The 25,561-nt window shown below is 70.2% G+C and carries 23 protein-coding genes and 2 pseudogenes; 7 read left to right on the top strand and 18 right to left on the bottom strand.

The window, feature by feature from the left end:
* The first annotated feature begins 174 nt into the window (after positions 1-174).
* Entirely contained in the window at positions 175-915 is a 741-nt protein-coding gene (gene trhA / locus ACLJPL_RS19500) for a PAQR family membrane homeostasis protein TrhA (protein ID WP_411082091.1), read from the top strand.
* 79 nt (positions 916-994) lie between these two features.
* Here the strand turns inward: trhA and ACLJPL_RS19495 are convergent, their stop codons facing one another.
* The 7 genes from ACLJPL_RS19495 to cas3 all read right to left on the bottom strand — a co-directional run bounded on the left by ACLJPL_RS19495 (position 995) and on the right by cas3 (position 10,912).
* Positions 995-3,016: a thioredoxin domain-containing protein gene (locus ACLJPL_RS19495; protein ID WP_411082090.1), complete on the bottom strand. Its 2,022-nt coding sequence runs from the start codon at positions 3,014-3,016 to the stop codon at positions 995-997.
* 62 nt (positions 3,017-3,078) lie between these two features.
* Entirely contained in the window at positions 3,079-3,762 is a 684-nt protein-coding gene (gene cas6e / locus ACLJPL_RS19490) for a type I-E CRISPR-associated protein Cas6/Cse3/CasE (RefSeq protein ID WP_411082089.1), read from the bottom strand.
* Positions 3,759-4,514 (bottom strand): type I-E CRISPR-associated protein Cas5/CasD, encoded by a 756-nt coding sequence (cas5e, locus tag ACLJPL_RS19485; RefSeq protein WP_411082088.1) that lies wholly within the window; start codon positions 4,512-4,514, stop codon positions 3,759-3,761. Before cas5e ends, cas6e begins: the two co-directional genes overlap by 4 nt.
* Positions 4,515-4,525: 11 nt before the next feature.
* Positions 4,526-5,722, bottom strand: coding sequence for a type I-E CRISPR-associated protein Cas7/Cse4/CasC (gene cas7e, locus ACLJPL_RS19480; RefSeq protein WP_411082087.1), 1,197 nt, complete (start codon positions 5,720-5,722; stop codon positions 4,526-4,528).
* A complete protein-coding gene (gene casB / locus ACLJPL_RS19475; RefSeq protein ID WP_411082086.1) occupies positions 5,719-6,381 on the bottom strand; it encodes a type I-E CRISPR-associated protein Cse2/CasB in 663 nt (220 codons plus the stop codon). The genes cas7e and casB overlap by 4 nt, the downstream gene beginning before the upstream one ends.
* Positions 6,382-6,427: 46 nt before the next feature.
* Entirely contained in the window at positions 6,428-8,245 is a 1,818-nt protein-coding gene (gene casA / locus ACLJPL_RS19470) for a type I-E CRISPR-associated protein Cse1/CasA (RefSeq protein ID WP_411082085.1), read from the bottom strand.
* A 96-nt stretch (positions 8,246-8,341) separates the two neighbouring features.
* Complete coding sequence (cas3, locus tag ACLJPL_RS19465) at positions 8,342-10,912, bottom strand: CRISPR-associated helicase Cas3' (protein ID WP_411082084.1); 2,571 nt, start codon at positions 10,910-10,912, stop codon at positions 8,342-8,344.
* Between the two features lie 99 nt (positions 10,913-11,011).
* On the opposite strand from cas3, the gene ACLJPL_RS19460 reads away from it, so the two are divergent.
* Together ACLJPL_RS19460 and ACLJPL_RS19455 are read left to right on the top strand one after the other, a co-directional pair.
* Entirely contained in the window at positions 11,012-11,284 is a 273-nt protein-coding gene (locus tag ACLJPL_RS19460) for a hypothetical protein (RefSeq protein ID WP_411082083.1), read from the top strand.
* Positions 11,281-11,688, top strand: a complete 408-nt coding sequence (locus ACLJPL_RS19455; RefSeq protein ID WP_411082082.1) for a PIN domain-containing protein — start codon at positions 11,281-11,283, stop codon at positions 11,686-11,688. Before ACLJPL_RS19460 ends, ACLJPL_RS19455 begins: the two co-directional genes overlap by 4 nt.
* A gap of 33 nt (positions 11,689-11,721) precedes the next feature.
* Here the strand turns inward: ACLJPL_RS19455 and ACLJPL_RS19450 are convergent.
* Positions 11,722-11,868, bottom strand: a pseudogene (locus ACLJPL_RS19450) (DUF255 domain-containing protein); the annotation flags it as partial.
* 186 nt (positions 11,869-12,054) lie between these two features.
* On the opposite strand from ACLJPL_RS19450, the pseudogene ACLJPL_RS19445 reads away from it, so the two are divergent.
* A pseudogene (locus ACLJPL_RS19445) lies at positions 12,055-12,615 on the top strand (Uma2 family endonuclease).
* A gap of 32 nt (positions 12,616-12,647) precedes the next feature.
* Here the strand turns inward: ACLJPL_RS19445 and ACLJPL_RS19440 are convergent.
* The 8 genes from ACLJPL_RS19440 to ACLJPL_RS19405 form a co-directional block, all read right to left on the bottom strand.
* On the bottom strand, positions 12,648-13,799 hold the full coding sequence (locus tag ACLJPL_RS19440; RefSeq protein WP_411082081.1) for a hypothetical protein: 1,152 nt from the start codon (positions 13,797-13,799) through the stop codon (positions 12,648-12,650).
* Positions 13,796-13,981, bottom strand: a complete 186-nt coding sequence (locus ACLJPL_RS19435; protein WP_411082152.1) for an AAA family ATPase — start codon at positions 13,979-13,981, stop codon at positions 13,796-13,798. The genes ACLJPL_RS19440 and ACLJPL_RS19435 overlap by 4 nt, the downstream gene beginning before the upstream one ends.
* A 15-nt stretch (positions 13,982-13,996) precedes the next feature.
* Positions 13,997-14,425, bottom strand: coding sequence for an ATP-binding cassette domain-containing protein (locus ACLJPL_RS19430; protein WP_411082080.1), 429 nt, complete (start codon positions 14,423-14,425; stop codon positions 13,997-13,999).
* 61 nt (positions 14,426-14,486) lie between these two features.
* Positions 14,487-15,140 carry a hypothetical protein gene (locus ACLJPL_RS19425; RefSeq protein WP_411082079.1) on the bottom strand — a complete coding sequence of 218 codons (654 nt, stop codon included), beginning with the start codon at positions 15,138-15,140 and terminating at the stop codon, positions 14,487-14,489.
* 227 nt (positions 15,141-15,367) lie between these two features.
* Positions 15,368-15,577, bottom strand: coding sequence for a hypothetical protein (locus tag ACLJPL_RS19420; protein ID WP_411082078.1), 210 nt, complete (start codon positions 15,575-15,577; stop codon positions 15,368-15,370).
* A 188-nt stretch (positions 15,578-15,765) separates the two neighbouring features.
* Positions 15,766-15,942, bottom strand: coding sequence for a CsbD family protein (locus tag ACLJPL_RS19415; RefSeq protein ID WP_411082077.1), 177 nt, complete (start codon positions 15,940-15,942; stop codon positions 15,766-15,768).
* A 359-nt stretch (positions 15,943-16,301) separates the two neighbouring features.
* Positions 16,302-17,069, bottom strand: coding sequence for a sulfite exporter TauE/SafE family protein (locus tag ACLJPL_RS19410; RefSeq protein ID WP_411082076.1), 768 nt, complete (start codon positions 17,067-17,069; stop codon positions 16,302-16,304).
* Between the two features lie 474 nt (positions 17,070-17,543).
* The gene (locus ACLJPL_RS19405; RefSeq protein WP_411082075.1) at positions 17,544-19,112 is read right to left on the bottom strand and encodes a sensor histidine kinase; all 1,569 of its coding nucleotides are present in this window, start codon (positions 19,110-19,112) and stop codon (positions 17,544-17,546) included.
* 233 nt (positions 19,113-19,345) lie between these two features.
* Between ACLJPL_RS19405 and ACLJPL_RS19400 the strand changes: the two genes are divergently transcribed.
* Both ACLJPL_RS19400 and ACLJPL_RS19395 read left to right on the top strand, forming a co-directional pair.
* Positions 19,346-20,194 carry a response regulator gene (locus ACLJPL_RS19400; protein WP_411082074.1) on the top strand — a complete coding sequence of 283 codons (849 nt, stop codon included), beginning with the start codon at positions 19,346-19,348 and terminating at the stop codon, positions 20,192-20,194.
* A 160-nt stretch (positions 20,195-20,354) separates the two neighbouring features.
* Positions 20,355-23,720, top strand: coding sequence for a tetratricopeptide repeat protein (locus ACLJPL_RS19395; RefSeq protein WP_411082073.1), 3,366 nt, complete (start codon positions 20,355-20,357; stop codon positions 23,718-23,720).
* A 33-nt stretch (positions 23,721-23,753) separates the two neighbouring features.
* Here the strand turns inward: ACLJPL_RS19395 and ACLJPL_RS19390 are convergent, their stop codons facing one another.
* Together ACLJPL_RS19390 and mca are read right to left on the bottom strand one after the other, a co-directional pair.
* Positions 23,754-23,990, bottom strand: coding sequence for a hypothetical protein (locus tag ACLJPL_RS19390; protein WP_411082072.1), 237 nt, complete (start codon positions 23,988-23,990; stop codon positions 23,754-23,756).
* A 1-nt stretch (position 23,991) separates the two neighbouring features.
* Entirely contained in the window at positions 23,992-24,873 is an 882-nt protein-coding gene (gene mca / locus ACLJPL_RS19385; protein WP_411082071.1) for a mycothiol conjugate amidase Mca, read from the bottom strand.
* Between the two features lie 185 nt (positions 24,874-25,058).
* Between mca and ACLJPL_RS19380 the strand changes: the two genes are divergently transcribed.
* Positions 25,059-25,475 carry a DUF4307 domain-containing protein gene (locus ACLJPL_RS19380; protein ID WP_411082070.1) on the top strand — a complete coding sequence of 139 codons (417 nt, stop codon included), beginning with the start codon at positions 25,059-25,061 and terminating at the stop codon, positions 25,473-25,475.
* Positions 25,476-25,561: the final 86 nt, after the last annotated feature.

Raw genomic sequence — 25,561 nt, 5'->3', positions numbered from 1 at the left:
CCCCGTGGGGGCTGCGACCCGGATGCTTCGTACCCTTCGATCCCCTGGCGCTCATCCGGTGCCGACCGCACTCATTTGATCATCCGACTGATCCGCCCATATGTCCAGGGGGCCGCACACGTGAGCATGGCCACTCATATTCGTTACCTACGGTTGCGTAGGTAACATGCGGATATGACTGACGCCGCCGCTGCCGCAGCGACCACAGGAACTGCCGAGGCCACCACGACGGGACCTGCCGAGCCGACGACCGGCCCCGTCGAACTCGTCGACCCCGTCCCCGTCAAGCCGCGGATGCGCGGCTGGCTGCACGCCGGAATGTTCCCCGCGGTGCTGATCGCCGGGATCACCCTGATCGCCCTCACCGACAGCACCCGCGGCCGGATCGCGTGCGCCGTCTACATCGCGACCGCCTGTCTGCTCTTCGGCGTCAGCGCGGTCTACCACCGCGGCACCTGGGGCCCGCGCGGGGAGGCGGTGCTCCGCCGCCTGGACCACGCCAACATCTTCCTGATCATCGCGGGGACCTATACCCCGCTGACCCTGCTGCTCCTGCCCGAATCCACCGGACGGCCCCTGCTGTGGGCGGTCTGGGCGGCAGCGGCGGCGGGCATCGCCTTCCGGGTCTTCTGGGTCGGCGCACCGCGCTGGCTCTACACGCCGTGCTACATCGCGATGGGCTGGGCGGCGGTCTTCTTCCTGCCCGACTTCATGCGGACGGGCGGCATTGCGGTCCTGGTGCTGGTCGTCGTCGGCGGGCTGCTCTACAGCGCGGGCGGCGTGATCTACGGGATCAAGAAGCCGAACCCGTCGCCGCGCTGGTTCGGCTTCCACGAGGTGTTCCACTCGCTGACCCTGGCGGCGTTCGTGGCGCACTACGTGGGCATCTCCCTGGTGGCGTACCAGCACGGATAGCCGTACGGGAGTCCTTACGGGCACGTGTGAGGGGCCGGCCGCACGCGGCGACCGGCCCCTCACGCCTGCTCCACGGCCCTCAGCCGCCCAGCTTCGCCGCCAGCTCCCCCGCGTCCGTGGTCGGCGCGTCGCAGACGAAATGCCGGCAGACGTACGCGGTCGGCGCGCCGCCGACCAGCGGCCGGTCCACCAGCAGCGGGAATTCGGCCCCCGCGCCCGGCCCCTCGCCCGCGGCGACGACCGCACCCGGCGCGCGTCCCAGCAGCGCCGTACGGTGCAGCTCACCGCCGACCGGTCCGGCGACGGCCACCTCGCGGGGCCCGTCCAGCAGCGCCTCCGCCACGGCGAGGCCCCAGCCGATGAACCGGGGGGCGCGCGGGCCGAGCGCCTTCACCACGCCGAGTGCGCCCTCGGCAGCGGTGCGATGGGGCTCGGATGCGGTGTACGCGGCGTACGAGAGCAGAGCGCCCGCAGCCGCCGTCCACCCGGCCGGGGTGGCGCTGTCGGTCGGATCCTGCGGCCTCCGGATCAGCTTCTCCGCCTCATGGGCGGTGTCGTAGAGCTGCCCGCCCTCGCCGGTGAACTGCTCCAGCACGATGTCCAGCAGGAACCCGGCGAACTCCAGCCAGGCCCCTTCCCCCGTCACCGCGGCCAGCGCGAGGAACCCCTCGGCCACATCGCCGTAGTCCTCCAGCACCCCGGCGTTGTCGCCCGCGCGCCCGTCCTTGGAGGTGCGGGTCAGCCGGGCCACCTCGCCCAGGTGCACCCGGACCAGCAGGTCGGCGGCCTCGGTGGCGCGCTCGACGAGGTCGGGCCGGTCGAAGTAGGCCCCGGTCTCGGCGAGGGCGGCGACGGCGAGCCCGTTCCAGGCGGCGACCACCTTGTCGTCCCGCCCCGGACGCGGCCGCTCCTCGCGGGCCGCCAGCAGCCGGGCCCGTACGTCGGCGACGCGTCCGGCGTCCACGGGCCGCGCCTCGCCCGGGAGCTGGAGGACGGAGGCCCCCTCCTCGAAGGTGCCCTCCTCGGTGACGCCGAAGTACGCGGCGGCGAAGGCCCCGTCCTCCTCGCCGAGCACCTCGCGCAGCTGCGCCGGCGTCCACACGTAGAACGCGCCCTCGACGTGCTTGCCGTCCGCGTCCTCGCTGTCGGCGTCGAGCGCGGAGGCGAAGCCGCCCTCGGCGGTACGGAGCTCCCGCACCATGAAGTCGGCGGTCTCCAGGGCGATCCGCCGGGCTTCGGCGGACCCGGTGGTGCGCCAGAGATGGGCGTACACGCGGCACAGCAGGGCGTTGTCGTAGAGCATCTTCTCGAAGTGCGGGACGACCCACTCCCGGTCCACGGAGTAGCGCGCGAACCCGCCGCCGAGCTGGTCGTAGATCCCGCCCCGGGCCATGGCCGAACAGGTGTCGGCGGCCATCTGGAGCGCACCCTCGGACCCGGTACGGGCGTAATGCCGCAACAGGAACTCCACAGCCATGGACGGCGGGAACTTGGGCGCGCCCCCGAACCCGCCGTGCTGCTCGTCGTACTCCCGGGTCAGCCCCAGCAGCGCCTGCGCGACCTCCGACTCCCCCGGAACCCCGTCCCCGCCATGGACCAGCGACCGCCCGGCGAGATCCGCGACGATCCGCCCGGCGACCTCGCCGACCTCGTCGCGCCGATCGGTCCACGCGGCGCTCACCCCTTCGAGCACCTGCTGGAAGGAGGGCGAGCCGTGGCGGGGCTCGGGCGGGAAGTACGTACCGAAGTAGAAGGGTTCGGCGTCCGGCGTGAGGAAGACGGTCATGGGCCACCCACCGTGCCCGGTGGCCGCCTGCACGGCCTCCATGTACACGGCGTCGACGTCGGGCCGCTCCTCACGGTCGACCTTGACGGAGACGAAGTGCTCGTTGAGGTAGGCGGCCACGGTCTCGTCCTCGAACGACTCGTGCGCCATGACGTGGCACCAGTGGCAACTGGCATACCCGACGCTGAGCAGCACGGGCACATCCCGCTTCCTGGCCTCCTCGAACGCCTCGGGCGACCAGGGCCACCAGTCGACGGGATTGTCGGCGTGCTGCAACAGATAGGGGGAGGTCTCCCCCACGAGTCGATTCGGCATCCCACCAACCTATGCCTCCGCCCGCTGCACCCCACCCGCCAGTCAGGAACGGCGTGCCGCGGTCAAGCGCGGGGGCGTCCGTGTTCGGCAGGCTCACTGGCGGGTTGCCGGATCGGCAGGATGCTCAACAGCCCGCAGCCGTAGGACTTGCCTCTTCCGATTCCCTCCCACATGGCTCGCCGAAGGGCGGACACGTCGTGGATCTCCGCCTCCCCGTCGAACTGTGCGAGGTGAAATCGGAGGCCCGCGCGTGCGCGGAGTCGACTGACGAGCGGATGCCGGGGGGTCACGAGCCCGGACTGAAGACTGAGCCCCGCCTTAACCGCACGCAACCTCCACCACTCCTCGGCGGCCTCCCCGTGCAAGGCCACCCGCTGCCCGACCCGGCCGCCTCCCGCCGAGGGAACGGCCAGCTGTTTCGAAGGGTTGGCAGCGATTCGATAGCGCACCCGCATGCCCCCCGCGAGCGTGTCGAGGTACGACTTCAGGTGCAGCACCCCCGTCTCGGCGTACCCCTCGGGCAGGTGTCCGATCTCGGGCTGCACGTGGCTCTGCACGAGGACCTGTACCGCGTCTCGCACGGGCTCCGTCCGGTAGAGGGCACCCACATCGCTGCGGGGGGTGTCGGAGAGGCGGTCGGGGAAGAGGGACATGACGCGGCGGTGCATCAAGTGGGCGTCATTCAGGTCGTTCAACACGTCCCCTCTGCGCAGGTCGGGGGTCAACCGGGTCAGCCAGAGGCTCATGCTGTTCCCACCTGTTCGGACTTCGAGGTGGCCTCCGGCTGTCGTGGGAGCATCGGAGCGGTCAGAGGGACGTGACCGACACGTACCGCGCGCGTACCGTGCCGCCGCCGTGCCGAGAATGAGATCGGGTGATCGTGGCGCAACTCGGCTCCTACGAACACGGGCACGGTGTCGCGCACGGTCCGCAGGTGCAGCGGTGTACCCGCGTCCAGGCGCTCGCGTGCACGGCGCAGCGGCGCTGGACGTGTCTCCAGCCAAGGATGGCCCTCCAGCACGTCGTCCACGTGACCGTCGTGTACCGCACGGCTCTCGTCCGGGTGTACGACGGGAGTACCGGGCGGGAATGCCTTGCGGCCGAGGAACAGGGGCCATCGAGGACGTCTCAGGGCCCGGTACAGGCCGCGCACCTCCTCGTCCGCTCCTTCGAGAACCACGAGGAAGAGTGCCCCCGACAGGTAGAACCGCTCGCTGACGACGGTGGCTCCCGCACCGCCTTCGGTGTTGGGTACGTTGGAAACGGTGTGGAAGTCGCGTTCCAGCTCGCCTTCGCGGTCCACCCGAACGCCCATCGACAGTGCGGCGAGTTCCCGAACGCGATCATCGTCGTCCCTCGCCACGCCGAGGGCCGACGCGAGCAGACCGACGATGCCGGACTTCGTCGGTTCACGGGCCGTGTCCCGGCGGTCGAAGCGGGAGGAGACGCCCCAGGACTGCATGGGAGCGTCGAGGCACAGAATCAGGGTGGACGTCACCGCACTGCTCCTCAGAGACCGGCCGAGCCGATGAGCCCCTCGACGAAGGCATCGATGCCCTTCGCCTCCTGACAACCACGTGGTTGGCGGTCGGAGAGCCCTCCGCTCGGATCAAGGGAGCCGTAGTGCACGCCGCGCAGCTCCTCGTCCCCATAGAAGTCACGGATCTGATCGAAGTAACCCGCCATGCGCCGGGCGGACGCGCCCATCAGGTCCGCAACGTCGCCGACGGGCGAGAGGAACGCGTTAGCGAGGCTCCACGCCCCGTCCGTGCGTGCGACTCCCAACAGGACGTCGGGGACCGTCGGCGCGGCCATGGAGTTCTGCTTGCCGCGCGGGACGGCGTGGACGAAGGCCCGAAGCCATGCCCGGACACTGCGGACCAAGAGCGCCTTGTCCTCGGCGGCGAGTTCCTCCGGGGGCACCGATTCCTCACCGAAGAGGTTGCGGAGCAGACGGTCGGTGTCCAGGTTGGCGTAGCGGTAGTAGCAAGCCGCGTTGTAGTCGATGGTGCCCATCATGTCCGCGGCGGGTTCCTCGGCCGGACGCATGTCGTCCATGGCCGTGTAGAAGTCGAACTCGTTGGCCACGGCGTGGGTGGAGATGCTGTGGGCGACCTGGCTGGCGGAGATCACGGAGAAGTCCTGGTTGTCGGCGATCATCCGGCCGAAGAGCGCGATGTCGGCGACCCGGGAGGAGTCGAAGACCTTCCGCGCTTCAATGAGCTCCTTCTGCGTCGGCTTGACCTTGGTCCGTGACGCCTTCTTCGCGTCCGCCTTGCGCTTCTCCTCCTTTTCCAGCGCCTTTTCCAGGATGTCCCAGCGCTTCTCGCAGTAGTCCGCGAGATGCTCCACGGCAGCCGGTCCCACGTACAACAGGTACTCGGACCGCCCCCGGTCCTCGGTCACCCCAAATCCGAACGCCGCCAGCGCCTCTTGGGCCACCAGCTGCGCCCTGCCCACCTCGCACTTGCCGCGCTCAGCGAGGAGAATGCCGGCCCGTTCCGGCAGTTGCTTCGTCCGCCGCCCGATGTCACCCGTTTCCAGGCCGTGTGAGGTGAACAGCTCGCGTGCCGCCCGTTTCAGTGACTGGCTGGAGATCCGGGCCCGGGTGACCCCGCCGAACCGCACTGTCTTCGGCTGTCCGATGTCGTCCCGGTTGAGGTTGCTGACCGGGAAGGACTGGAGCAGGTGGAGCTCAATGATCATTCGTCATCCTGAGTGGTCGAATCGGGGGCCTGGTCGAGCGGGGTGCCAGGGTCGCCGCCCGGCTCGTCGTCCGCCCTCCGGGGCCGGGCGACCGGATGATGGTGGTAGTCACTGATCCAGCGCAGTCGCACGCGTTGCCGCTCCTTCACCCGGTGATCCGTCTGGTCCGTCGAGAGGAGGACGACGAGATCGTCGAGGAGCCGTCCGTAGTTCAAAGGCGCATGGCTGGCGCGCAGGAGTCGCACAGCCTGGCGCACCTGGTGTTCCAGGGCCGCGCCCTCCACGGAAACGAGTTCGGTGAAGCGGCGCTCGACGGAACTCCCCTTCGTCCGTGCGAGAGCCCCGAGAGAACGGGCGAGGGTCGGTGCGTGTGATCCGCTCAGCGAGCGGGGCAGAGGGTGCAGGGCGAAGAGACCGCTCACCAGCAGCCAGACGCCCTGCTCCTCTTCCGGCGGGCCGTACGGCGCGACGATCCCGTACGCCTGCGCCTGGTGTCGCCCGCCGCTGAAGCCCCGGCGCAGCACAGCGAGCTCCGCACGCCCTCGGGCCACCAGATGCGTGGCGTCCGATTCCCGCGCCGTCGCGAGGGAGTGCAGGTGGGAGACGAACGCGTCACGCCGAGTCCGCCGTTCCTCACGGAGCTCGGTCCGTACCGTCATCGGGTGCTCCTCCTCGCGTCGATTCTCGTCGTCCGTGTTCGACAGCTCATGAGTCCTCCGTGTACTGGGCGAGGTTCTCGCGGTGACGGTCGCGGAGCCACATGGCGGCACGGAGGTAGTGCGTGTAGCTCTCACCGGCCGCCAAGAGCTCACGGTCTCGTCGTCCGACGTCCTCCGCCCAGCGTCGAGCGGCCCGGCCAGCAGTGCCGTGAACGACGTCCGCCCATTCAGTCGCGGCCTGTTCGATCTCGGCGTCCGAACCCACCGAGACGCCGAGACGCCGAACGAGTTCGTTGAAGGGCTCAGCCACCCTCGGCCAGAAGTCGATTTCCAGAGCCGTGCGCCGCAAGGCCGCAGACGGCTTTCCGCGACGGCCGGAGGACGCAGGGGCGAAACTCTGGCCGTAGGTCGTCTCCATCACGCGCAGGGCGTTACCAAGGTTGTCGGCATAGGCGACGGCTTCTCCGATGACGTACCCGATACGGCGATCACGAGCCCGCATCAGGGCGACGGGGGCCGGAACCTCCTCCTCGTACCACGCGACGATGTTCCCGCCGTTCTTCCCCAACTCCTGTCCGAAGACCCGCAGCGTGAACACCGTCGAGTCGGGGATGACGTGCGAACCGTCCACCCTGGACACCGCGAGAGGTCGCAACCGGGCGGGCTCGGCTCCGGGAACCAGTGAGGGAACGAGCTTGTTCTTCGAGGCGAGCTTCTTCTCCCCCGCCTTGCCCTGGTACTTACGGCCGGAGCGGCTCCAGCGCGCGACCTCCGGCAACAACAACTCCTGCGTGTACTGCCACACGCCGCGCACCCCCTCCAGCCGAACGGGCACGGTGCGGGCCGGCTTGGAATCCGAGATCCACCGTTCGCGGAAGGCGGCCATGGGCTCCACGTCCTGGGACAAGTCACCGTCGAGACGGGTCCCCGGAGTGCGCAGCACACCCACGACCGAAGCCGCCGTGGCCTCCCGGCCGCGGAAGAGCAGCACCCGCCGCGACGGCCAGGTCAAGGCGTCGGTGAGCCCCAGAGGTGGACGCGGCGGGCCCGGATCGGGCCGGTGCACCTCGTCGTCCTCCCAGGCGGGCCGATCCGCAGGGCCGGTACCGGTCGGACGCCCTTCGTCGGGCCGGTACGCGACGAGGTTGAGCAGAAGGGTCCTGCGGAGCGTGTCCCCCTCCAGGAGAGCGCATCCGAAGTAGCTGCCCAGAGAGGTCTGGGAAGAGGCCGGGCTCTTCTCGTATCCGGTCTTCTGCCCACCTGTGTCGTACGCCTGCAACGTGACCAGCCAGCGCGCGGCCTCGGCTGGTGACAGTTCCGGCCGTTCGGTGGCGGTGGTGTGGTCGAAAAGGGTGCGGTTGTTGCCGGTGGCCCACGGCGCGACGAGGACGGCGGTGCTCTGGTGTGGTTCGGCATCCTTGGCGGGATTCCATGAGGGACGCCTCGCGAGATCCGGGCACTGCAGGAACGGCCGGTGGGCATCGAACAGGTCGAACCGAGAATCCGTGCGCTCCACATAGCGATCGAGCCGACGTCGGAACTCGTCTTCCTCGTCGAGCAGATGTGCTGGGTCGGCCATCCACAGCTCGTCCCAGTCGTCGTCATCGGGGGTGAACGCCCGGTGCAGGAGGGCCAGCACGAGCCGGTGGAGCGCCGCCGTCATCGTCGGGCTGCTGCCGACGAGGCGGCGGTGGCGGTGCGCGTTGAGGACGAGGTCGACCAGACTCACTTGAGTCATGTGGTCGGAATCGAGCGGAAGCACTGGAAGCCAGGGTTCGCGCAACAAATCGAACGTCACTCGACCCCTCCGTCTTCTGGAACTGCGGCGCGGGATCAGTGAAGCGAACCCCGGCGCACCGTGCACACGTTCCTCAAGAAATCGCGGCCATCTCGCCTACATTCGGCCAAGAGGCAGCGAGCTTGCCCGAAAATGACCTACCGCCCCGACCGTGGGGGGCGGTCATGCCTTGCGGTCCCGGTCGGCTCCATGGCCGCTCTGACGTGTGCCGGTACCAGCACGACCGAATTCCGTGAGGGTCCGCAGACCCCATCTCGTACCCCGTGACATGGGGATGCGGGCCATCAGCGCCTCGCGGCCTGCCTTCGGCGTGCACCTCTCCGACCGGGCCGCCGCACGTTCCCACTGCTCCTCCCATCCGAGCGGGGAACGCAGTTCCTCGCCGTCGTCGTACACCCTGTCGAGTAATTCCTGTACCTCGTCGGGGCATCGGATCACGTCCCGCTCCCTCAGCACCGCCAACGTGCGAAGAAGGACCGCCTCGTCGTACACGTTCACGGCGTAACTGAAATTGACCGCCTTCCGTCCTGAGCGCGGCTCCGGCACCCTGATGAGGACGAACCGGATTTCGGGCCGTTCGGCGCCCACCCGGTGCCGCCCGATCCGTCCCATACGCTGGATCAGGCTGTCGATCGGTGCCACCGCGCTGATCATCACGTCGAAGTCCAGGTCGAGACTGCTCTCCAGGACCATGGTGCCGATCACGATCGATCCCCCGCTCCCAACCGCTGCGGTCATCGAACCCTGCGGCCCGAAGCGGGCGCGCAGGCGTCCTTCCGCCGCGAGCCGCTCCGCCGGATCGAGCCGCCCGTGAATCAACTCCGTCACCACGGTCTGCCCGGCCACGTCCCCCACCGCCCTCTGCAGCGACTCCCAGTCCCCCTCCGCCTCCCCGACGAGGTTGTGCACGATCGCGACGTTCCGCCCCCGACGCGCCTCCCGCAAGGCGAGTTCCACGACGTCTTGCCGATCCACCCAGTGCAACTGGACCACTCGATCGCGGTTGACGGGAGCGGCGGTAACGCCCACGGTGGACACCGTGACCCCAACGGAGACATCGGCGGAAAGGATCCGCGGATAGGCGGCCATCCCCGGGACTTCGGGTTCCGGCAGCTCCCCCACCGACAGCCCCAGGGCTCCCGCCCGCCAGCTGTTCACCATGGCGTGCTGTTGGCGAGTCGACAGGGTCGCCGACAGGAGCACCACTGGTGTCCGCAGCCCGCCCAATCGGTACAGCAAGGTCTCGAACAGACCCCCCGAGTGCACGTCGTAGCCGTGCACCTCATCGAAGATGATCACTTTGCCCGAGAGCCCCGCCAGCCGCACGAAGACGTGCCCCGAGCGAACGGCAGCCTTCAACACCTGATCGACGGTGCTCACCACCAGCGGATTCAGGTGATCGGCCTTTGAGGACAGCTGAGCCTGCGCCTGCGCGTCACTGTCACACCCGAACTGCTCCGATGCCCCGGAGCCGCCGTCCTCCGCGACGCACTCGGGACACAACGGTGGCGGACCGGTGGCGGACCGCCGGTTCAGGTACTCGCTCGCGGCACCGTGGAACAGCTTTAGCCGACCTATTGCGTGCCCATCCCACGGCCTCAGCAATTCGGCGGCAACCTCGTACGCCTGGTTGCCGCTCGCCCTGGTCGGCATGGCCACGTGGAATCCCCGCAGATGATGCAAACGGATCATGGCAGCAGCAGCCTGCAGGGCCGCTTTCGTTTTGCCCTCACCGGTCGGCGCGGACAACAGGTACACACCGGGTCCCCGCTCACCGGCGACCAATTGCTCCAGCCGGGCCTGGAGGTCGCGCTGTTCGGAAGTCTGGGGGAACAACGATCCGAAGGAGGTGTCTTCGGGTGCCGTGCACGCCTCCCAGCCCAGAGACCTGACCTTCGGTTGCTGGGTAGCCATCACTCCGGCGGCATACGCAGCCAGGTCGATGGCCGGACCGGCGTGAGCCGCCTCCCTCCGATCAGACGCGATCCAGTCGCTGACCGAGGTGAGCGCCGCGAGGGCCACCTCCGACGGCCCGTCCATCGTCACCCGTGCCCAGTCGGCCGCACTCGGCTCGCCTTCCGAGGTGCGACGCAACCTGCACAACTCGTCGGCCAGTGCCTCCACACGGGTGGCCCAGATCTCCCCTCCGATCGCACCGCGCTTGTAGGAGACCTGGCGGAGATCGGCCGGGCTTGGAACGTACCCGTGGTGAGCGCCAAGCACGACCCCGATGGACTCGGCGGTCTCCGCCGAGGCGCCCCACTTCATCAGCAGTTTCCGTACGTACAGCGCGCTGATCAGCCCGTGCGCCACATCCGTCCGCGCCCCAGGACTCCTCGGTCCTGCCCGCAACCGGTCGATGGCAGCGTGATCGGACTCTGGCAGCAGCGTCTTGGCGACATCCGCTCTCAACCCCTGGAAGGTGGGTGAACACTTGCCCAGGTCGTGCAGTCCCGCCAACCTCGCGGCCCACTCCCGCGCGTCCCCGAGCGGCTCCAGCGCCGCTTCCAGACGGTTCTTGAGATAGGGCCCAAGGCATAGGTCGAACAACTGGGACGCCACTTCCGCAGTGTCCAACGCATGACAGATGAGGGGGTGCGGCCGGGACCCGTTACCCAGCTTCCCCCAGATTGGGCGGACGTCGACTGGCAGGTGGAATCCACCGTTCGAGAGGGACACGACGCCCACCCAACCAAATACCGGACACCGCCGGGAGGGAATTCCGCTCCCCATTCCCTACGAACCACCGCTCCATCAGTCCCGCCTGCTGTTCTCGCGAAGCCCTCACTCCCTCACGCCCCTCTATAATAGACAATGTATTACACTAAGGCCATGAAGCCATCCCGCCCCGGAACCACCGAGAACATCTCCGTATCCATGCCCGCCGAGCTGGTCAGCGAGCTCCGCTCCCGAACCGGCCGTCGTGGATTGTCCAGCTACATCACCGAGGCTGTGAGGCATCAGCTCGCCATGGACGGACTCGCCGAGATCGTGGCGTCCCACGAGGAGGAGCACGGTGCGCTCACGGAGCAAGAGATCGAAGCCGCACGTCGCGAGCTGTTCGGAGACGTGAACGCCGAGGGTGTCGAGCGGGGCGCCGCGTGAAGGAGCAGCCGGCCCGCTCGGTGGTGCTCGACTCCGAGGCGCTCTCTCTGCTCCTGCGCAACGACCGCGGTATGGCGGCTCGCATCGAGGCATCCCGGCAGGTCGGGGTTCCCATCCTCGTGTCCCCGCTGGCCATTGTTGAAGCCGTACACGGGAAGACCAATCTTGCCCGCTTGAAGTGGCTGCTCTCCCGGCTGCAGGTGGAACCAGTCAGCCAAGAGGACTCCCTGACCGCAGTGGAGCTGCTTCGGGACGCAGGCGGGCTACATGGGCACAAATACGCAATCGACGCCCTCGTTGCCGCGCTCGCGCTCCGCCTCCCAGCCCCCGTGATCGTTCTGACCTCCGACCGCGACGACTGGTCCAAGCTCTGCGGGAAGCGCGTGATCATCAGAGACGTGTAAGCACCGTCGGCTACTGGGTCCGCGAGTTCACTGGCACCAGTGGCACGCAGAGTAGCCGACCGAGAGCAGGACGGGTACGTCGCGCCGTCGCGCTTCCTCGAAAGCGTCCGGCGTCCAGGGCCATCAGTCGACGGGATTGTCAGCGTGCTGAAGCAGATAGGGCGAGGTCGCGCCAGCCAGCCGGTTCGTGCGGCCCCCCTCTCACAGGGCCCGTATCCGCCAGGGAGACCGCACGGATTCCTCCTCGCCCGGCCGAACTCCGACGAGAGATCGCCCTCCCCCGAAGGCGGGCGCCTCGGAACCACTGGACCGTAGGCTGAGCCAAGCAGTGCCGGACGTGCGGAATCTCCTCGAAGGAGGCACACCATGACCGCCGAGATGGTGACGCCTGCCTGATGCACACCCAGATCAGCGCGGAGCAGTACGACTCGTGGTCCGAGGAGCAGTGCGCCGGCGTCGAGATCGTGGACGGAACGGCCGTCGCGAGCCCGAGCGCCTTCAAGCGCCACCACCGGCTGGCCCGCATCCTGGCCAACGCCCTGGACGCCGCGGGCCCGGACTGGAACGCCGACACGGACTTCGACGTCCGCCTGCAGGACGTGCCGCTCACCAACCGCCGTCCGGACGTCATCGTCTATCAGGCGGAAACCATCGACCTCACGCCCACCCGCCCCGAGCACGTGCTCCTGGTCGTCGAGGTGGTGTCGCCCGGCTCGGAGACCACCGACCGGATCGTGAAGGTGGACCAGTACGCCAAGGCGGGCATCCCCTTCTACTGGCGCATTGAACAGGCCGCCACCGGTGTTCCAATCGTGTACACCTACGTCCTCGACCCCGCCACCAAGGCTCCGGAACGGCGAGATGTTCACCGGCACGGTGAAGGCCGCCGCACCATTCCCTGTCACGGTCGACCTGGGAGCCATCTGACAGCTAGGCCGCCGGCTGCCCTCGCCGGCGGGCTATGTCCGGGGCCCCGATCCCCCGGACACCCCTTGGCCCCGGCCGAGGCGGGTGAGCAGGGACCGTCGCGCCCACCCGGTCCGGCGCAGGCCCGCCCAGCCGCACCAGAGAGCCGTGCCCAGGGCCGCGCCGGGCGCGGTCGGCATCTCGTTCATCACGAGGAGGCCGATCAGCACGACGACGAGTCCGTCGAACTGCCAGACGAAGACGCGGAGTCCGGAGAGGTCGCCCAGGGGCGTGATGACGGGGAGCAGCAGTTCGACGGGCAGGTTCATCTTCATCTCGCGCAGGAACCTGGCGCCCAGCACGAGCACCACGGAGCCCGCGACGAGCAGCAGCGCGTCGGCCGCCCGGCGGTCCAGCAGCGGCCACCGCGGCAAGGCCGTGACCCCGCTCGCCAGGCCCACGGCGGCGGCCACCGCGACGACGGGCCAGGCCAGGGTGCGGGCGAGCATCCCGCCCCACCACTCACCAAGCAGTGGGGCCTGCGTCCGCTCGTCGCGCAGGCCACGCCAGGTCTCGCCGACCCACCCGGACCCCCAGTACACGGCGACCGCCCCGAACACCCAGGAGAACGTCGCGAGGCGGGCCTCCGGCTCCGCGACGCCCAGCGTCAGGACCGCGCCGCCGGGCAGCAGGAACGCCGCAGCCGCGATCGCGCGGCCCCGCGTGCGCAGCGCGCGGACCGCCCCCTGCGCGAGGTGGCCGCGCAGGCGTCCGTCCGGCCGCACCAGGGCCGAGGTGAGCCCCGCGCGGCTGCGGACGGTACAGGTCCAGCGCGTGGTGGAGCATACCGGTCCAGGCGAAGGTCTGGGCCTCGGCCGCGCGCGCCGACTCGCGGGCGAGCCGGGCGAGATCGACTGTGCGGAAGGACCGGAAGGCGGCCGGCCGAGCACTCCCGCGCCGACCGCCGGCCCGCCGGAGAGCAGCCACAGGCCGCCCACGATCGCGGGCCGGCCGATCAGCGCGACGGCGATAGCCGCGGCGGCCAAGGCGGCGACGAGCGAAAGGTTGTCGCGCACCGTCCGAGCCTGGCCCCACAGCCAGTCGTGTGCGCCGGCCCGGTCGCCGCACCGGGCGTACCGATGCCGTACGGCGTGAACGCGGGCCCAGGGCTCGGCCTCGACGGCGGTGATGCTGTCTGTCGTCATCCCAGCTCCACGACGCCGTCGCACGCTCCGACCACGGCGGCCTCATGGGTGGCGACGAGGAACGAGGTCCCCTGCTTCGCGCGCTCGGCGAGCAGTGAGGCGACGAGGTCGACGCGGTCGGTGTCGAGGTGCCGCTCGGGCTCGTCGAGCAGGACGACACCGGCAGGGCGGACCAGGGTCAGGGCGAGGCTGAAGAGCTACAACTGGCCGGAGGAGAGCTGGGCGGGAAACCGCTCGCCCAGCGCGGGAAGGCCCAGGCGGTCGATGACCTCCTCGGCGCGCTCGGCGGTCGTCGTGGTGTTGTCGTGCCAGGAGGCGGCGACCAGAGTCACCTGCTCACGCAGCGTCATATCCCGTGCGACGGGCACCCGTTCGACGAGCAAGGCCACGAGCCGCCGGTGCCGGGGCCTCGCCAGGTCGACGCCCTCGCCCCCACGGGAAGGGCCGTCCGTCAGCCGGCCGCTGCCGAGGAAGGCCCACAGAAGGGTCGTCCTGCCGGAGCCGTTGGGGCCGGTGAGGCAGCGGAACTCGCCGGGCGTCACGGCGAACGTCGTCGGCGACAGCAGGGTGGTCCCGTCCAGGACGACCGTGGCGCCCTCCGCGGCGATCGCGGACACATCGGTCACGGCCCGCTCCCGGTCCGGATGGGTCGGCTGTTTCCGCTCACTCCCGCGACTTCCCTCTTACTCAGCCGGTGATCGAGAAGAAGATCGAGCAGTCCTCGGCCCACCACCAGGCGCCCCGCCCCGCAGCCCACTCCGAGTGCCAGCCGTCGAGAGCCCCGATCAGCTCGCTCACTTCGTACCGGAGGCCGGGGTCGATCCGGTCCAGCACCTCGCGGTAGGCGGCGATCGCGGGTCCTGCCTTCTGCATCGGCCAGCAGCCGATTTCCGGCGAGCCCTCTGCAGGCGGGGGCACGTAGAACCCGATCTCCGCGGGCGGGCCGCTGTAGAGGTACTGGATGGGCAGCAAGTCGGCCGGAACGCCAGCCGCGTTGAGCTCGTCGTCCAGCCTGGAGAAGACGGTGGACGGGCTCCGATAGCTCGCCAGGGTGGATATGTCGCTGCCGTTGTGATCGATGACGATCTGGAGGGCCTTGTAGTAGGCGTTGCCGGCCCACTCGGCGGTGGAGTCGGCGCGTCCGGCGACGAGTTGCTCCAGCGCGTCCTGTACCGAGAGCCCCCAGTCCACGCCTTGGGCATCGAGATCGTCCTGCTGCGCCCGCGCCCTCCCCCGCATCTTGTCCAGGAGCTGCGCTTCGTCCGCGCTCAGGTCTCGGGCGGGCAGGAAGCGGGCGACCTCTCCACGGTTCGCCATGCTGTAGTTCACGACTTTGCTCATGAGGCCATGCTGCCAAAGGGCCGTTCACCGACGACAGGCCGGGCGGGCGGGTCTCGGGGCGGTCGCTGAGCGGCACAACGGCGACGGTCGCTGAACAGCGGAACAGCGGCGGAACGGCGGGCGGAACGGCCTCTTCCCGCTGAACGGTCCCATGCACGGCCCCACCGGCTCTGGATCGCCCCGGCTCTGGATCGTCGGCACCGGTGGAGGGGCGCGTGCCCTCCGGATCAGCCCGGCGGAATTTCACCGGCGGCTTCGTCCAGGTGCTTCAGATCGGTGGAATCGATGCCGGCGACTTCGGCCACTTCCTCGACCGGTTCCCCTTCGCGGACCGCGGCCACAGCTTCACGCTCTACATCTGTACGCGCCGCTTCTGCGGCGACCTCAGCGGTACGCCGACGCTGAGCAGCCAACTCGACGGAGGAGATCGTATCCATGGCTCCCTGTTTCCCAGGCTGGAGCCGCGTATGCGCCCGGGTGGATTTTCGCAGCCGCAGCCGAAGCCACCGCCGCGGATACTGCCGCAGCCTCAGTCGTGCCCGCAGTCATCCGCGGATCGAGGACCGCCGCACAGCAGTGATCCCGGCGACCCCACGGGCGGGATCACCGGGATCGACCGGGTGCGCTACTTGCCCTTGAAGGCGTCCTTGACCTTCTCCTTGGCCGCCCGCAGGTCGCCCTTGGACTCCTCGCCGCGTCCCTCGGCCCGCAGGGACTCGTTGCCCACCGCACCGCCGACGACCTTCTTGACCTTGCCCTTGGCCTGCTCACCCGTGGCCTGAGCCTTCTCGTCCGCTGCCATAACCGCTCACACCCTCATACGCATCGAAAACATTGCTGCCCTCCGCATGACCCTGAACTCCCGCCGTAAACACGAAGATTCCTCAGGGATACCCTTCTCACGCAGAGTGACGTGGGAGATCCGTGAGTTCAGCGTGAGTGCAGAGGGTCAGACGGCAGTCGGGACGGCCGGAGGCCGCCGTGGCGGCCACCGTTGAGCACTCCCCGGTGAACCCGCGATCGGCCCGGACGGTGCCACGCGCATCGGATCAGACAATGGGTGTCAGACAATCGGTGTCAGATAATGGGCGTCGAACAATCGGTGTTGGACAATTAGTGTCAGACAATTGGTGTTGGGAAATCGGTGTTGGACAATCAACATCAGGCGAACTGATCAAAAGCCATCTTCGTCACCATTCCGGTGACCACCAGGACCAGGACGACCCGCACGAATCCGGATCCCCTCTTCATCGCTGTACGAGATCCGATCATCGCGCCGACGATGTTTCCCACCGCCATTCCCAGACCGAGGGCCCACAGAACGTTTCCCTGCCAGGCGAAGACCGCCAGGGCTCCCAGGTTGGAAGAGGCGTTGATCACCTTCGCCATGGCCGCGCTCTCCAGGAACTGCGTCGCGAGGAGCGTGGTGAAGGAGATGATGAGAAAGGTGCCCACTCCGGGCCCGAAGATGCCGTCGTAGAAACCGATCCCGACGCCTGCGATGAGGATCGCCGCATTACGGCGGAGCGGGGTGACGACGATGTTCCTCGGCTGCATCCCGAAGCTGGGTTTGAAGGCCACGAAGAGCGCCACCGCGATGAGCAGGCCCATGATGACGGGCCGGAAGTAGCTCGTGGGGACGCTCGACGCCGACAGTGCGCCGAGGGCGCCGAAGGGAACCGCGAGCCCGGCGGCGGGCAACAGCACCGAGCGGTCCAGTTTCGTGCGCCGCTGGTACATGTACGCGGCGGTCGTGGTGCCCATGACCGCCGCGATCTTGTTCGTGCCCAGCGCCACCGCCGGCGAGTACTGGGGGAAGGCCAGCAGGAGCACCGGGATGAGCAGGACCCCGCCACCGCCGACGACCGCGTCCACCCAGCCTGCTGCCGCGGCGGCAAGGAGCAGGCCGAGCACCTCGTACAGTTCCACTCTTCCTCATTCACGTCGAACGGCCCCGGCGGATTCCCGTCCGGTCGGCGGATTCCCGTCCGGTCGGCGGATTCCCGTCCGGTCGGCGGATTCCCGTCCGGTCGGCGGATTGCCTTCCAGTCGGCGGATTCCCGTCCGGCCATAGGGCCCCGCGGATCTCCGTCGTCGCGGGCAGCACGCGCGGGCCCCGCGTCATCCGCCGTTCTCGGTCCGGCGCTCCTCCCCCGCACGGGATGGGCGTCGCGGAAGAGAGCCCCCGACTTCTCGTCCTGATATCCGGTCAGCGGACCCCCGGGGATCCACGACGAGCATGAGGGTTCCATTGGCGGGACGGCTGTCGCGAATAGAGCCTTGTGAACGGCGCGCCGATTTCCGCCTACAGGATGTTCCTATTTCGCTGAAAAACGTATCCCGGGCGCATTCTTTCCGTCAACAATCAGTTTCGGACAGCGTGGAGGCGATCGCACGCAGCCGTCAGCCGGTGAGTGCTCCGGTCGAGGCGCGACCCGCGTCGAGCGGTTGCGGAACCAGTGCGCGCGGCGGCGACTTGCGCAGCGTGAACACGATCCGGGCGCCGGGCGCGTGGGTGGGATCGACGGCGATGACGCCCCCGTGGTACTCCACGATCTTCTTGCAGAGGGCCAGCCCGATGCCGTTGCCCGCGTACTGCTCGCGGGTGTGCAGGCGTTGGAAGACGACGAAGACCCGGTCGGCGAACTCCTCCTCGATTCCGATGCCGTTGTCGGTGACGGCGAACTCCCAGCCGTCGTCCACGGGCCGGCAGCCGAGGTGGATGACGGGCGGGCGGTCCGGGGAGCGGAACTTGATCGCGTTGGTGAGGAGGTTCTGGAACAGCATGCCCAACTGGCCGGGCTCTCCCTCCAGTACGGGCAGCGGGTCATGGGTGATGACCGCGTCCGACTCCTCGACGGCGAGGCTGAGCGAGGTGAGGGTCCGCTCGAACTTCTCGTCCAGGTCGACGCGTTGGTGCTCGGTCGCCAGCCGGCCGACGCGTGAGAAGTCCAGCAGGTCGCTGATGAGGCTCTGCATCCGGGTGGCCCCGTCGACGGCGAAGGCGATGTACTGCCGGGCCCGCTCGTCGAGGTTCGCGGCGTAGCGCCTCTCCAGCAGCTGGCAGAAGCTGGCGACCTTGCGGAGCGGCTCCTGGAGGTCGTGGGAGGCGACGTACGCGAACTGTTCCAGTTCGGCGTTGGAGCGGCGCAGTTCCTCGGCCTGGGCGGACAGGTTCGCCTGGGCCACGTCGCGGTGGGCGAGCTCGTCGGCCAGGCGGGCGCGCATGCTCTCGACGTCCGTCGCGAGGAGCCGCAGGTCGGCGGGGCCGGTGCCGGCGACCGGATGGCCGAAGGCGCCGCCCGCGACCGTGCGCACATGGCCGGAGAGGCGGTCCAGGTGATCGGTCACGCCGCGGCGGAGGCCGACGAAGACCGACGCGGTGAGGGCGAGGATGGCGAGGGCGATGGCGCTGAACGACCAGTTGCGCAGGGTTCGCGCCTCCTGGAGGTCGGCGCGGGCCCCGGCCCGGTCGGCCGCCAGCCGGGACTGCTGGGCGGACGCGGCCGAGCGTACGGAGTCGAAGAGGGCCTTCCCCTCGACGGCGCGCTCGGCGGCGGCGGCCTTCGGATCGGCGGCCGCGACCACGGGTCGGGCGATACGGGCCTGCCACAGGTCGGCCCGCCCGACCACCTCGGCCAGGTCCCGCTCCGTCGCCCGGTCGCCGCCGGTCGCCGTACGCAGGTCGGTCATGGCCTTCTTCTGCTGCTCCAGGCCCTCGCGGTAGGGGGCGAGGAAGCTGTCCTGCCCGGTCACCCCGTAGCCGCGGATGCCGGTCTCCTGGTTGACCAGGGCGCTCTCCAGCCGGACCGCGGCTATGAGCGCCGGGGTGGAGTGGTCGATCAGCCGCGTGTTGATCGCGGTCGACCGGGCGAGGATCCAGCCCCCGAACAGCATGAGCGCGAGCAGCAGCGACAGTGCGGCGGCGGCCATGACCGCGAGCCAGCGCCTCGTCGTCCACCCGGCGGTCATGGGTCTCGTCGTCCACCCGGCGGTCATGGGTCTCTTCGTCCGACCGGCGGTCACGGGATTCTTCGTCCGACCGGCGGTCACGGGTCTCTTCGGCTTCCCGGTCGGCACGGCATTGCCCAGGCCCACGGCGTGTACTCCTCGATGAGAGGCCCGGAGGGCTCCGAGCCGGAACAGCGTACCGCCGCCGACAACTCTTGTTGTCACGGTCCTGTCGAGCGCCTACCCTGACGCCCATGGGCCACGACCTCAGCACCTTCGACGACCACGGGTTGCTGGATGTGCTCGCCGACAGCGGTCTTCAGGAGCTGGCTCAGCGGATCGCCGAGCAGGCGCTGAACGACCGCCCCGCCCACCCCGAAGCGGCGCACGCCGCGGAGCCGGGCGCGGACCGTGGGCGGATCGACCCGCTGACCCGCCTGCGTGTGCTGGCCCACCTCGGCAGAGCGGTCACCCGGCAGGCCGAGGCGGAGGCGGAGGCGGCGGCCCGAGCAGGCGCGAACTACCCCCAACTCGGAGCGGCGTGGGGGATCAGCCGGCAGGGCGCCCGCAGGCGCTGGCCGGGTCTGGTCTTCACCGCCGAGCCGCCCAGCCGTCCTCTTCCCACCCGCCATCACCGGAGCCACGACGTGAACGCCTTCACCACGAACCGCCCCTACAGCGTCCTTCTCGTCGAGGACGACCCGGCGGACGCCCTGCTCATCGAGGAGGCTCTGGTGGATCGCGGCATGGCCCGCACCATCGATCAGGTCACCGATGGCGTCGCCGCCCTCCAGTACCTCCGCGACCCCGGCAACGAGCGGCCCGACCTCATCGTCCTCGACCTGAACATGCCGCGCATGAACGGCCGCGAACTGCTCGCCGTGCTCAAGGACGACGCCTCGCTGAGCAATATCCCCGTCGTGGTGCTGACCACGTCCTCCGCCCCCGACGACGTCGAGGACGCCTACCGCCGGCACGCCAACGCGTATGTCACCAAGCCCGTCAACCTCGACGCCTTCATCAAGTCCGTCCAGGAGATCGACGCCTTCTTCCTCGACACCGCGGTGCTGCCGCCCCGCCCGCAGAACCCGGGAACGGACTGACCCGCCCGCCGCCCCCGTGGCCGGCCCCCTCCCTCGCCCTTCACCGTCCCCCCGCGCGGTGGCTCTCGCGCGGAAGCGTCGTACGCAGGACACTTGTCCCTGACGCCGGGTCACCGACCTCGGAGACGAATTCGGACGCACCTCTCGGAGGGGGACACATATGCGGGAGAGCCATCGGGCGGAAGCGACAAGGCTGTTGGCGCGCGCCGTGGAGGAGGAGGCGCGACGCACAGGTGGCCGTACGGACCCCGGTGCGCTGATGGCGCGGGCGCGCGCGGCGCTCGACACGATCGCGGCGGGGGCGCACGAGGAGTACGCCGCGTACACGCAGGCGCTGGACGCGGCGGCGGCCGGTGAACGCCCCCTGTCGGAGCGGCTGAGCCGGGAGCAGCTCGGAACACCGCTGCTGGTGACGGGTGTCGCCGCCGTCGCCGCGTTCGGCGCGGACCTGGCGTTCGGGACGGCCACCGGTCCGGCGCTCGGCGCGGGCGCGGTCGTCGCGGTGGCCGGAGCGGCGACGACCGTGGCGAAGGCGACCGCCTCGCACTGGCCCGCCGCCCACCGCCGCGCGGGTGCGGCCGGACAGCCGGGCGGGGCCGAGCAGTTGCGCCTCCAGTGGCTGACCGCGCTGGAGGTACGGGGCATCCGCCCGTACCTGGACCAGCAGCGGATGCTGACCCCGGCCGCCCGCGCCCCGAAGAAGCAAGCAGCTCCGGTCGTACGCCAGTTGCGCGGCGGGGACCGCAGTGCCGCGGCCCGTGCCCGGGTGCTGCTGGAGCAGTCGTTCGGCCATCTCCCGCAGGATGACGGGCCGTTCACCGGGCGACGGGCCGAACTGGCGCAGATCGCCCAGTGGGTGCACGCGGCCCGCGCCGCCACGCAGACCCGGCCCACCGTCGTCGTGCTGCACGGCGAGCCGGGGTCGGGGCGCACCGCGCTCGCGGTGCGGGCGGCGCACGCGCTCAAGGACCAGTTCCGCGGGGCCTGCGTGGTCGATCTGCGGGGCCAGGTCACCGGCGAGAGCCCGTTGCCGACCCGGGACGCCCTGCTGCACCTGCTCAACCGGCTGGGAGCCCCGCGCGAGCAGTTGCTCTTCCGGGACGGGACCACCCCCGGAGCCCCCGGCCGGGCGCTCGGGACCGCTCCCGGAGCCCCCGGCCGGCCGCGGGCACAGGACGGGCCGCAGCAGCCGCAGGCGTACGGGAAGTCCGCGGCCGAGCAGCATGTGCGGCGGCTCGGGGAGCTGTACCACCAGCACCTCACCGGCACCCCGGTCACCATCGTGCTCGACGACGCGACCGACGCCGAGCAGGTCCGCACCCTGATCCCGGAGCGTTCGGACAGCCTGGTGATCGTCACCGCCCGGGAGCCGCTGGAGCTGCCCGAGGACACGCCGGCCTGGGTGCACCACCTGCCGGTGGGGCCGCTGGACGCGGCCGGTGCGGAGGAGCTGCTGCGCGAGGTGGCCCAGGGCGAGGAGTCGGGGCCGTACGACTATCCCTCGACCGACGCCGTGGTGGAGCTGTGCGGCGGGCTGCCGCTGGCCCTGCGGGTGGCGGCGTCCGCGCTCGGGGCCCGCAGCCGCCTCACGCTCGCCGAGGACCTGCGCGCGTACGGCCCGGTCTCCCCCGTCGACCGGGCCTTGTGGCTGCGCTACACCGACCAGAACGAGGCGGCCCGCCGGCTGCTGCGGCGACTCGCGCTGGCGGGCCGGGCCAGCCTCGGTACGGCGGCCGCCGCGGCCCTCCTGGCGGCCGACGAGCAGGAGGCCGGGCGGCGGCTCGCGGAGCTGACCCGGGCCGGGCTGCTCACCCGCGTACGGGGATCGCGCTACCGGCTCCACGACCTCGTCCGGAGTTTCGCGCAGGCCCGCCTCCTCGACGAGGAGGAGCCCGCCGAGCGGGCCGCCGCCCATGAGCGGCTGCTGACGAACTACGCGGAGCTGGCCGACGCCGTGATCCGCATGGTGGACGGGAAGATGTCGACCCGGGCCGGCCAGTTCGGCTCGCACGGCTTCGGGTCGCTGGACGCGGCGCTGCGCTGGCTGGACGACGAGTCGAGCTTCATCACCTCCGCCCTGCGCCACACCGAGGGCGTCGACCAGGGCACGGTGCTGGGCCTCCTCGGGGCCCTCTGCGACTACTGCCTGCTGCGCGGCGACCTCTACCGGCTGGGCGAGATCAGCGAGTTGACCCAGTCCGTCGACCAGGGGCTGCTGGAGCGGTCGGTGCAATGGCGTACGGGGATCGCGGCCCGGCAGCTCGGCGAGCTGGACAAGGCCCGCACCACGCTCTCCTCCGTGGTCGGCCTCTACCGGGAGGCGCACAACGACGCGGGCGCGGCCCTCGCCCTCTGCTCGCTCGGCATCACCCTGCACCACCAGGGCAATCTGACGGAGGCCGCCGCCCGGCTCGGTGAGGCGCTGGACCTCCAGTCCTCCGAGGGGCAGGCGGAGGACCGGGCCTGGACCCTGCACGCGCTGGCGGCCGTCGAACGCGACCGGGGCAACCTCGCCCGCGCCCTCACCCTGCTGGACACCGCGCTGCGCCTGCACCGGGAGGGCGAGTCGCTGCACGGGGAGGCGTGGACGCGGTTCCAGCTCGGCCAGGTCCGCCTGCGTACGGGCGAGGTCGCGGCGGCCGAGGAGGCCCTGAGCACCGCCCTGGAGCTGTACGAGCGCACCCGCGACGGCCGCGGCGAGGCGTGGGCGATCACCCAGCTGGCCCGGGCCCGGCTGCTGGACGGCGACCCGCGGGCCGCGCTGGAGCAGCTCCGCGACGCGCTGGCCCGGCACCGGGACAACGAGGACGCGCGGGGCGAGGCGTGGACGCTGTACTACCTGGGCCAGGCGCTGGAGGAGGACGGCGACACCGTGGAGGCCGTACGGGAGCTGGAGCGGGCCCGGACGATGTTCTCCCGGATGCGGGACGTGTACGGGCTGGCGTGCGCCCGCCACCACTCGGGCCGGGTCACCCGCGACCAGCGGGCCGCGCAGACGGGGAACCTGCGCAATTCGGGGTTCGCCCGTCAGCTCCTGATGGACGCCCGGGCCGACTTCCGGCGGATCGGGGTGGCGCACGGGGAGGCGTGGGCGTGCCTGGAGCTGGCGCTGATCGACGCGGGCAACGCCCGGGCGGCCCAGGCGCTGGGGCTGTGCGGCGAGGCGGTGGAGCTGTTCGCCTCGTACGGGGACGAGCGCGGGCGCGACTGGGCCCGGTTCCTGCGGTGCACGCTCCTGCCGTACGCCTCGCCGGGCGGCAGCGAGGTGGGCACGGTGGTGGCGCAGCAGGAGCTGGCGGAGCTGGCCGCCGAGCACCACCCGGCCCGGGACTCCCGGCTGGAGCGGTGCGCGGAGGCGTTCGCGCTGGTCCTGGAGCGGGGCGTGGACCTGGACGACGGCTGGCAGGCGTGGCGGCTCGGCCTGATCCCGACCCGCCACTCCCGCGAGGTGATGGGCGTCCCCGTGGAAGGCACGCCGAGCACGTCCGGCCCGTCCGGTGACCACGCCAGCCCGTCCGGCGTTTGAGGACGGAAGCCCGCGCCCCGGGGCCCCCGGGGCCTACTTCTCGGCGGTAGCCCCGGAGGCCCCGCTCTTGGCGGCCTCCGCCGCCCCCGCCTCCGGGGCCTCCTCGAAGTTCACCCGTCCCATGTGCCGGTTCATCGACTTCATCAGCTGCCACACGCCGACGGCGAGGGCCGCGAAGACGAGGAAGCCGAGGACTCCGGGGGTGACCTTGTTCTTGTCGAGCTCGGCGGCGAGCGGGACGACGTGCGTCAGTGCCTGGGTCGCGTACATATCAGGCATTGTCGCGGATGCCCGCGAAGAGGTCGCTCTCGGGGAGGGAGGTATCGACCAGAGACTTCGCCAGCTCGTACTCCTCGGTCGGCCAGACCTCCCGCTGGACGTCCATCGGAACGCGGAACCAGCCGCCCTCCGGGTCGATCTGCGTGGCGTGCGCGATCAGCGCCTTGTCGCGGATCTCGAAGAACTCGTCGCAGGGAACGTGCGTGGTCAGCGTCCGCTCCACGCGCTCGAACTCCTTCCAGCGCTCCAGCCACTCCCCGTACGGCGACTCCAGGCCGCGGGCGAGCAGCGCCTCGTGCAGCGCGACGGTGCGCGGCCGGTTGAAGCCCTGGTTGTAGTACAGCTTCTTCGGCTCCCAGACCGGGCCGAACTCCTCCTCCGGGAACGCCTCCGCGTCCGCCGCACCGTCGAACGCGATCATCGAGATCGTGTGCGTCATGATGTGGTCGGGGTGCGGGTAGCCGCCGTTCTCGTCGTACGTGGTGATGACCTGCGGCCGGAACGCCCGGATCTTCGCCACCAGCCGCCCCGCCCCGACCTGGGGGTCCTCCAGGGCGAAGCAGCCCTCGGGCAGCGGCGGCAGCGGGTCGCCCTCGGGGAGCCCGGAGTCGACGAAGCCGAGCCACTCCTGCTGGACGCCCAGGATCTCCCGGGCCTCGTCCATCTCCTTCTTGCGCACCTCGTGGATGTTCTTCTCGATGTACGCGTCGCCCAGGAGCTTCGGGTTGAGGATGGAGCCCCGCTCGCCTCCCGTGCAGGTCACGACCAGCACGTCCACCCCCTCGGACACGTACTTGGCCATGGTGGCCGCGCCCTTGCTCGACTCGTCGTCGGGGTGGGCGTGTACGGCCATCAGTCGCAGCTGCTCAGTCAAAGCTAGATCCTCAGTGAAGAAATGGTCGCTATGGGTGGCTATAAACGGCTATGAGCGCCCACGAGGAGAGTGACCTCTCCCCGGACGTCGTCGTGGGGCGCGGTCGGATGACGGACGGGCGGCTTCTATAGTGACCGAACGGGGAGACGGAAAATTCCTCGATGCCCGGTCCGGAGGGAACGATCATGACGGCGGTTCGCGAAGCCACGCCCGAGGGGCGGTACGGCAGGACCGATGATCAGCGCGCGGACCGCACGCTGAAGATCGTCGGTTCGGTGCTGGGCGTCGCCCTGCTCGGGATGGTCGCCTGGATCGGCTTCGACTACGTGGGCGGCAAGGGCGTCAGCGCCGAGCTCATCAAGTTCAAGATCGTCTCCGATGTCCGGGCCGAGGCCCACCTCGAAGTCCGCAAGGACCGGGACGCCCGGGGCTTCTGCACCGTACGGGCCCTGAGCGAGGACGGCAGCGAGGTCAGCCGCAAGGAAGTCCGCTTCGACCAGGACACCGACCGGATCGACGAGATCGTGGCCCTGCGGACCCGGGCGCGGGCGACCGCGGTCGAGCTGACGGGCTGCACGGCCGACGACGCTCCGAAGGGCTGACTTTTCGGCGCGCCTCCCGGGGTGGACACCGCCTGACCTGCGTCTTCCGGCACCGGAAGCGGTCCACCCGGACGTGTGACGGTTTA

Origin of the sequence: Streptomyces sp. cmx-18-6 (genome assembly GCF_046548915.1) — a bacterium.
Taxonomy (GTDB): domain Bacteria; phylum Actinomycetota; class Actinomycetes; order Streptomycetales; family Streptomycetaceae; genus Streptomyces.
The sequence above is the reverse complement of the archived record's forward strand: the minus strand, read 5'-3'. Positions and strand labels throughout refer to the sequence as shown.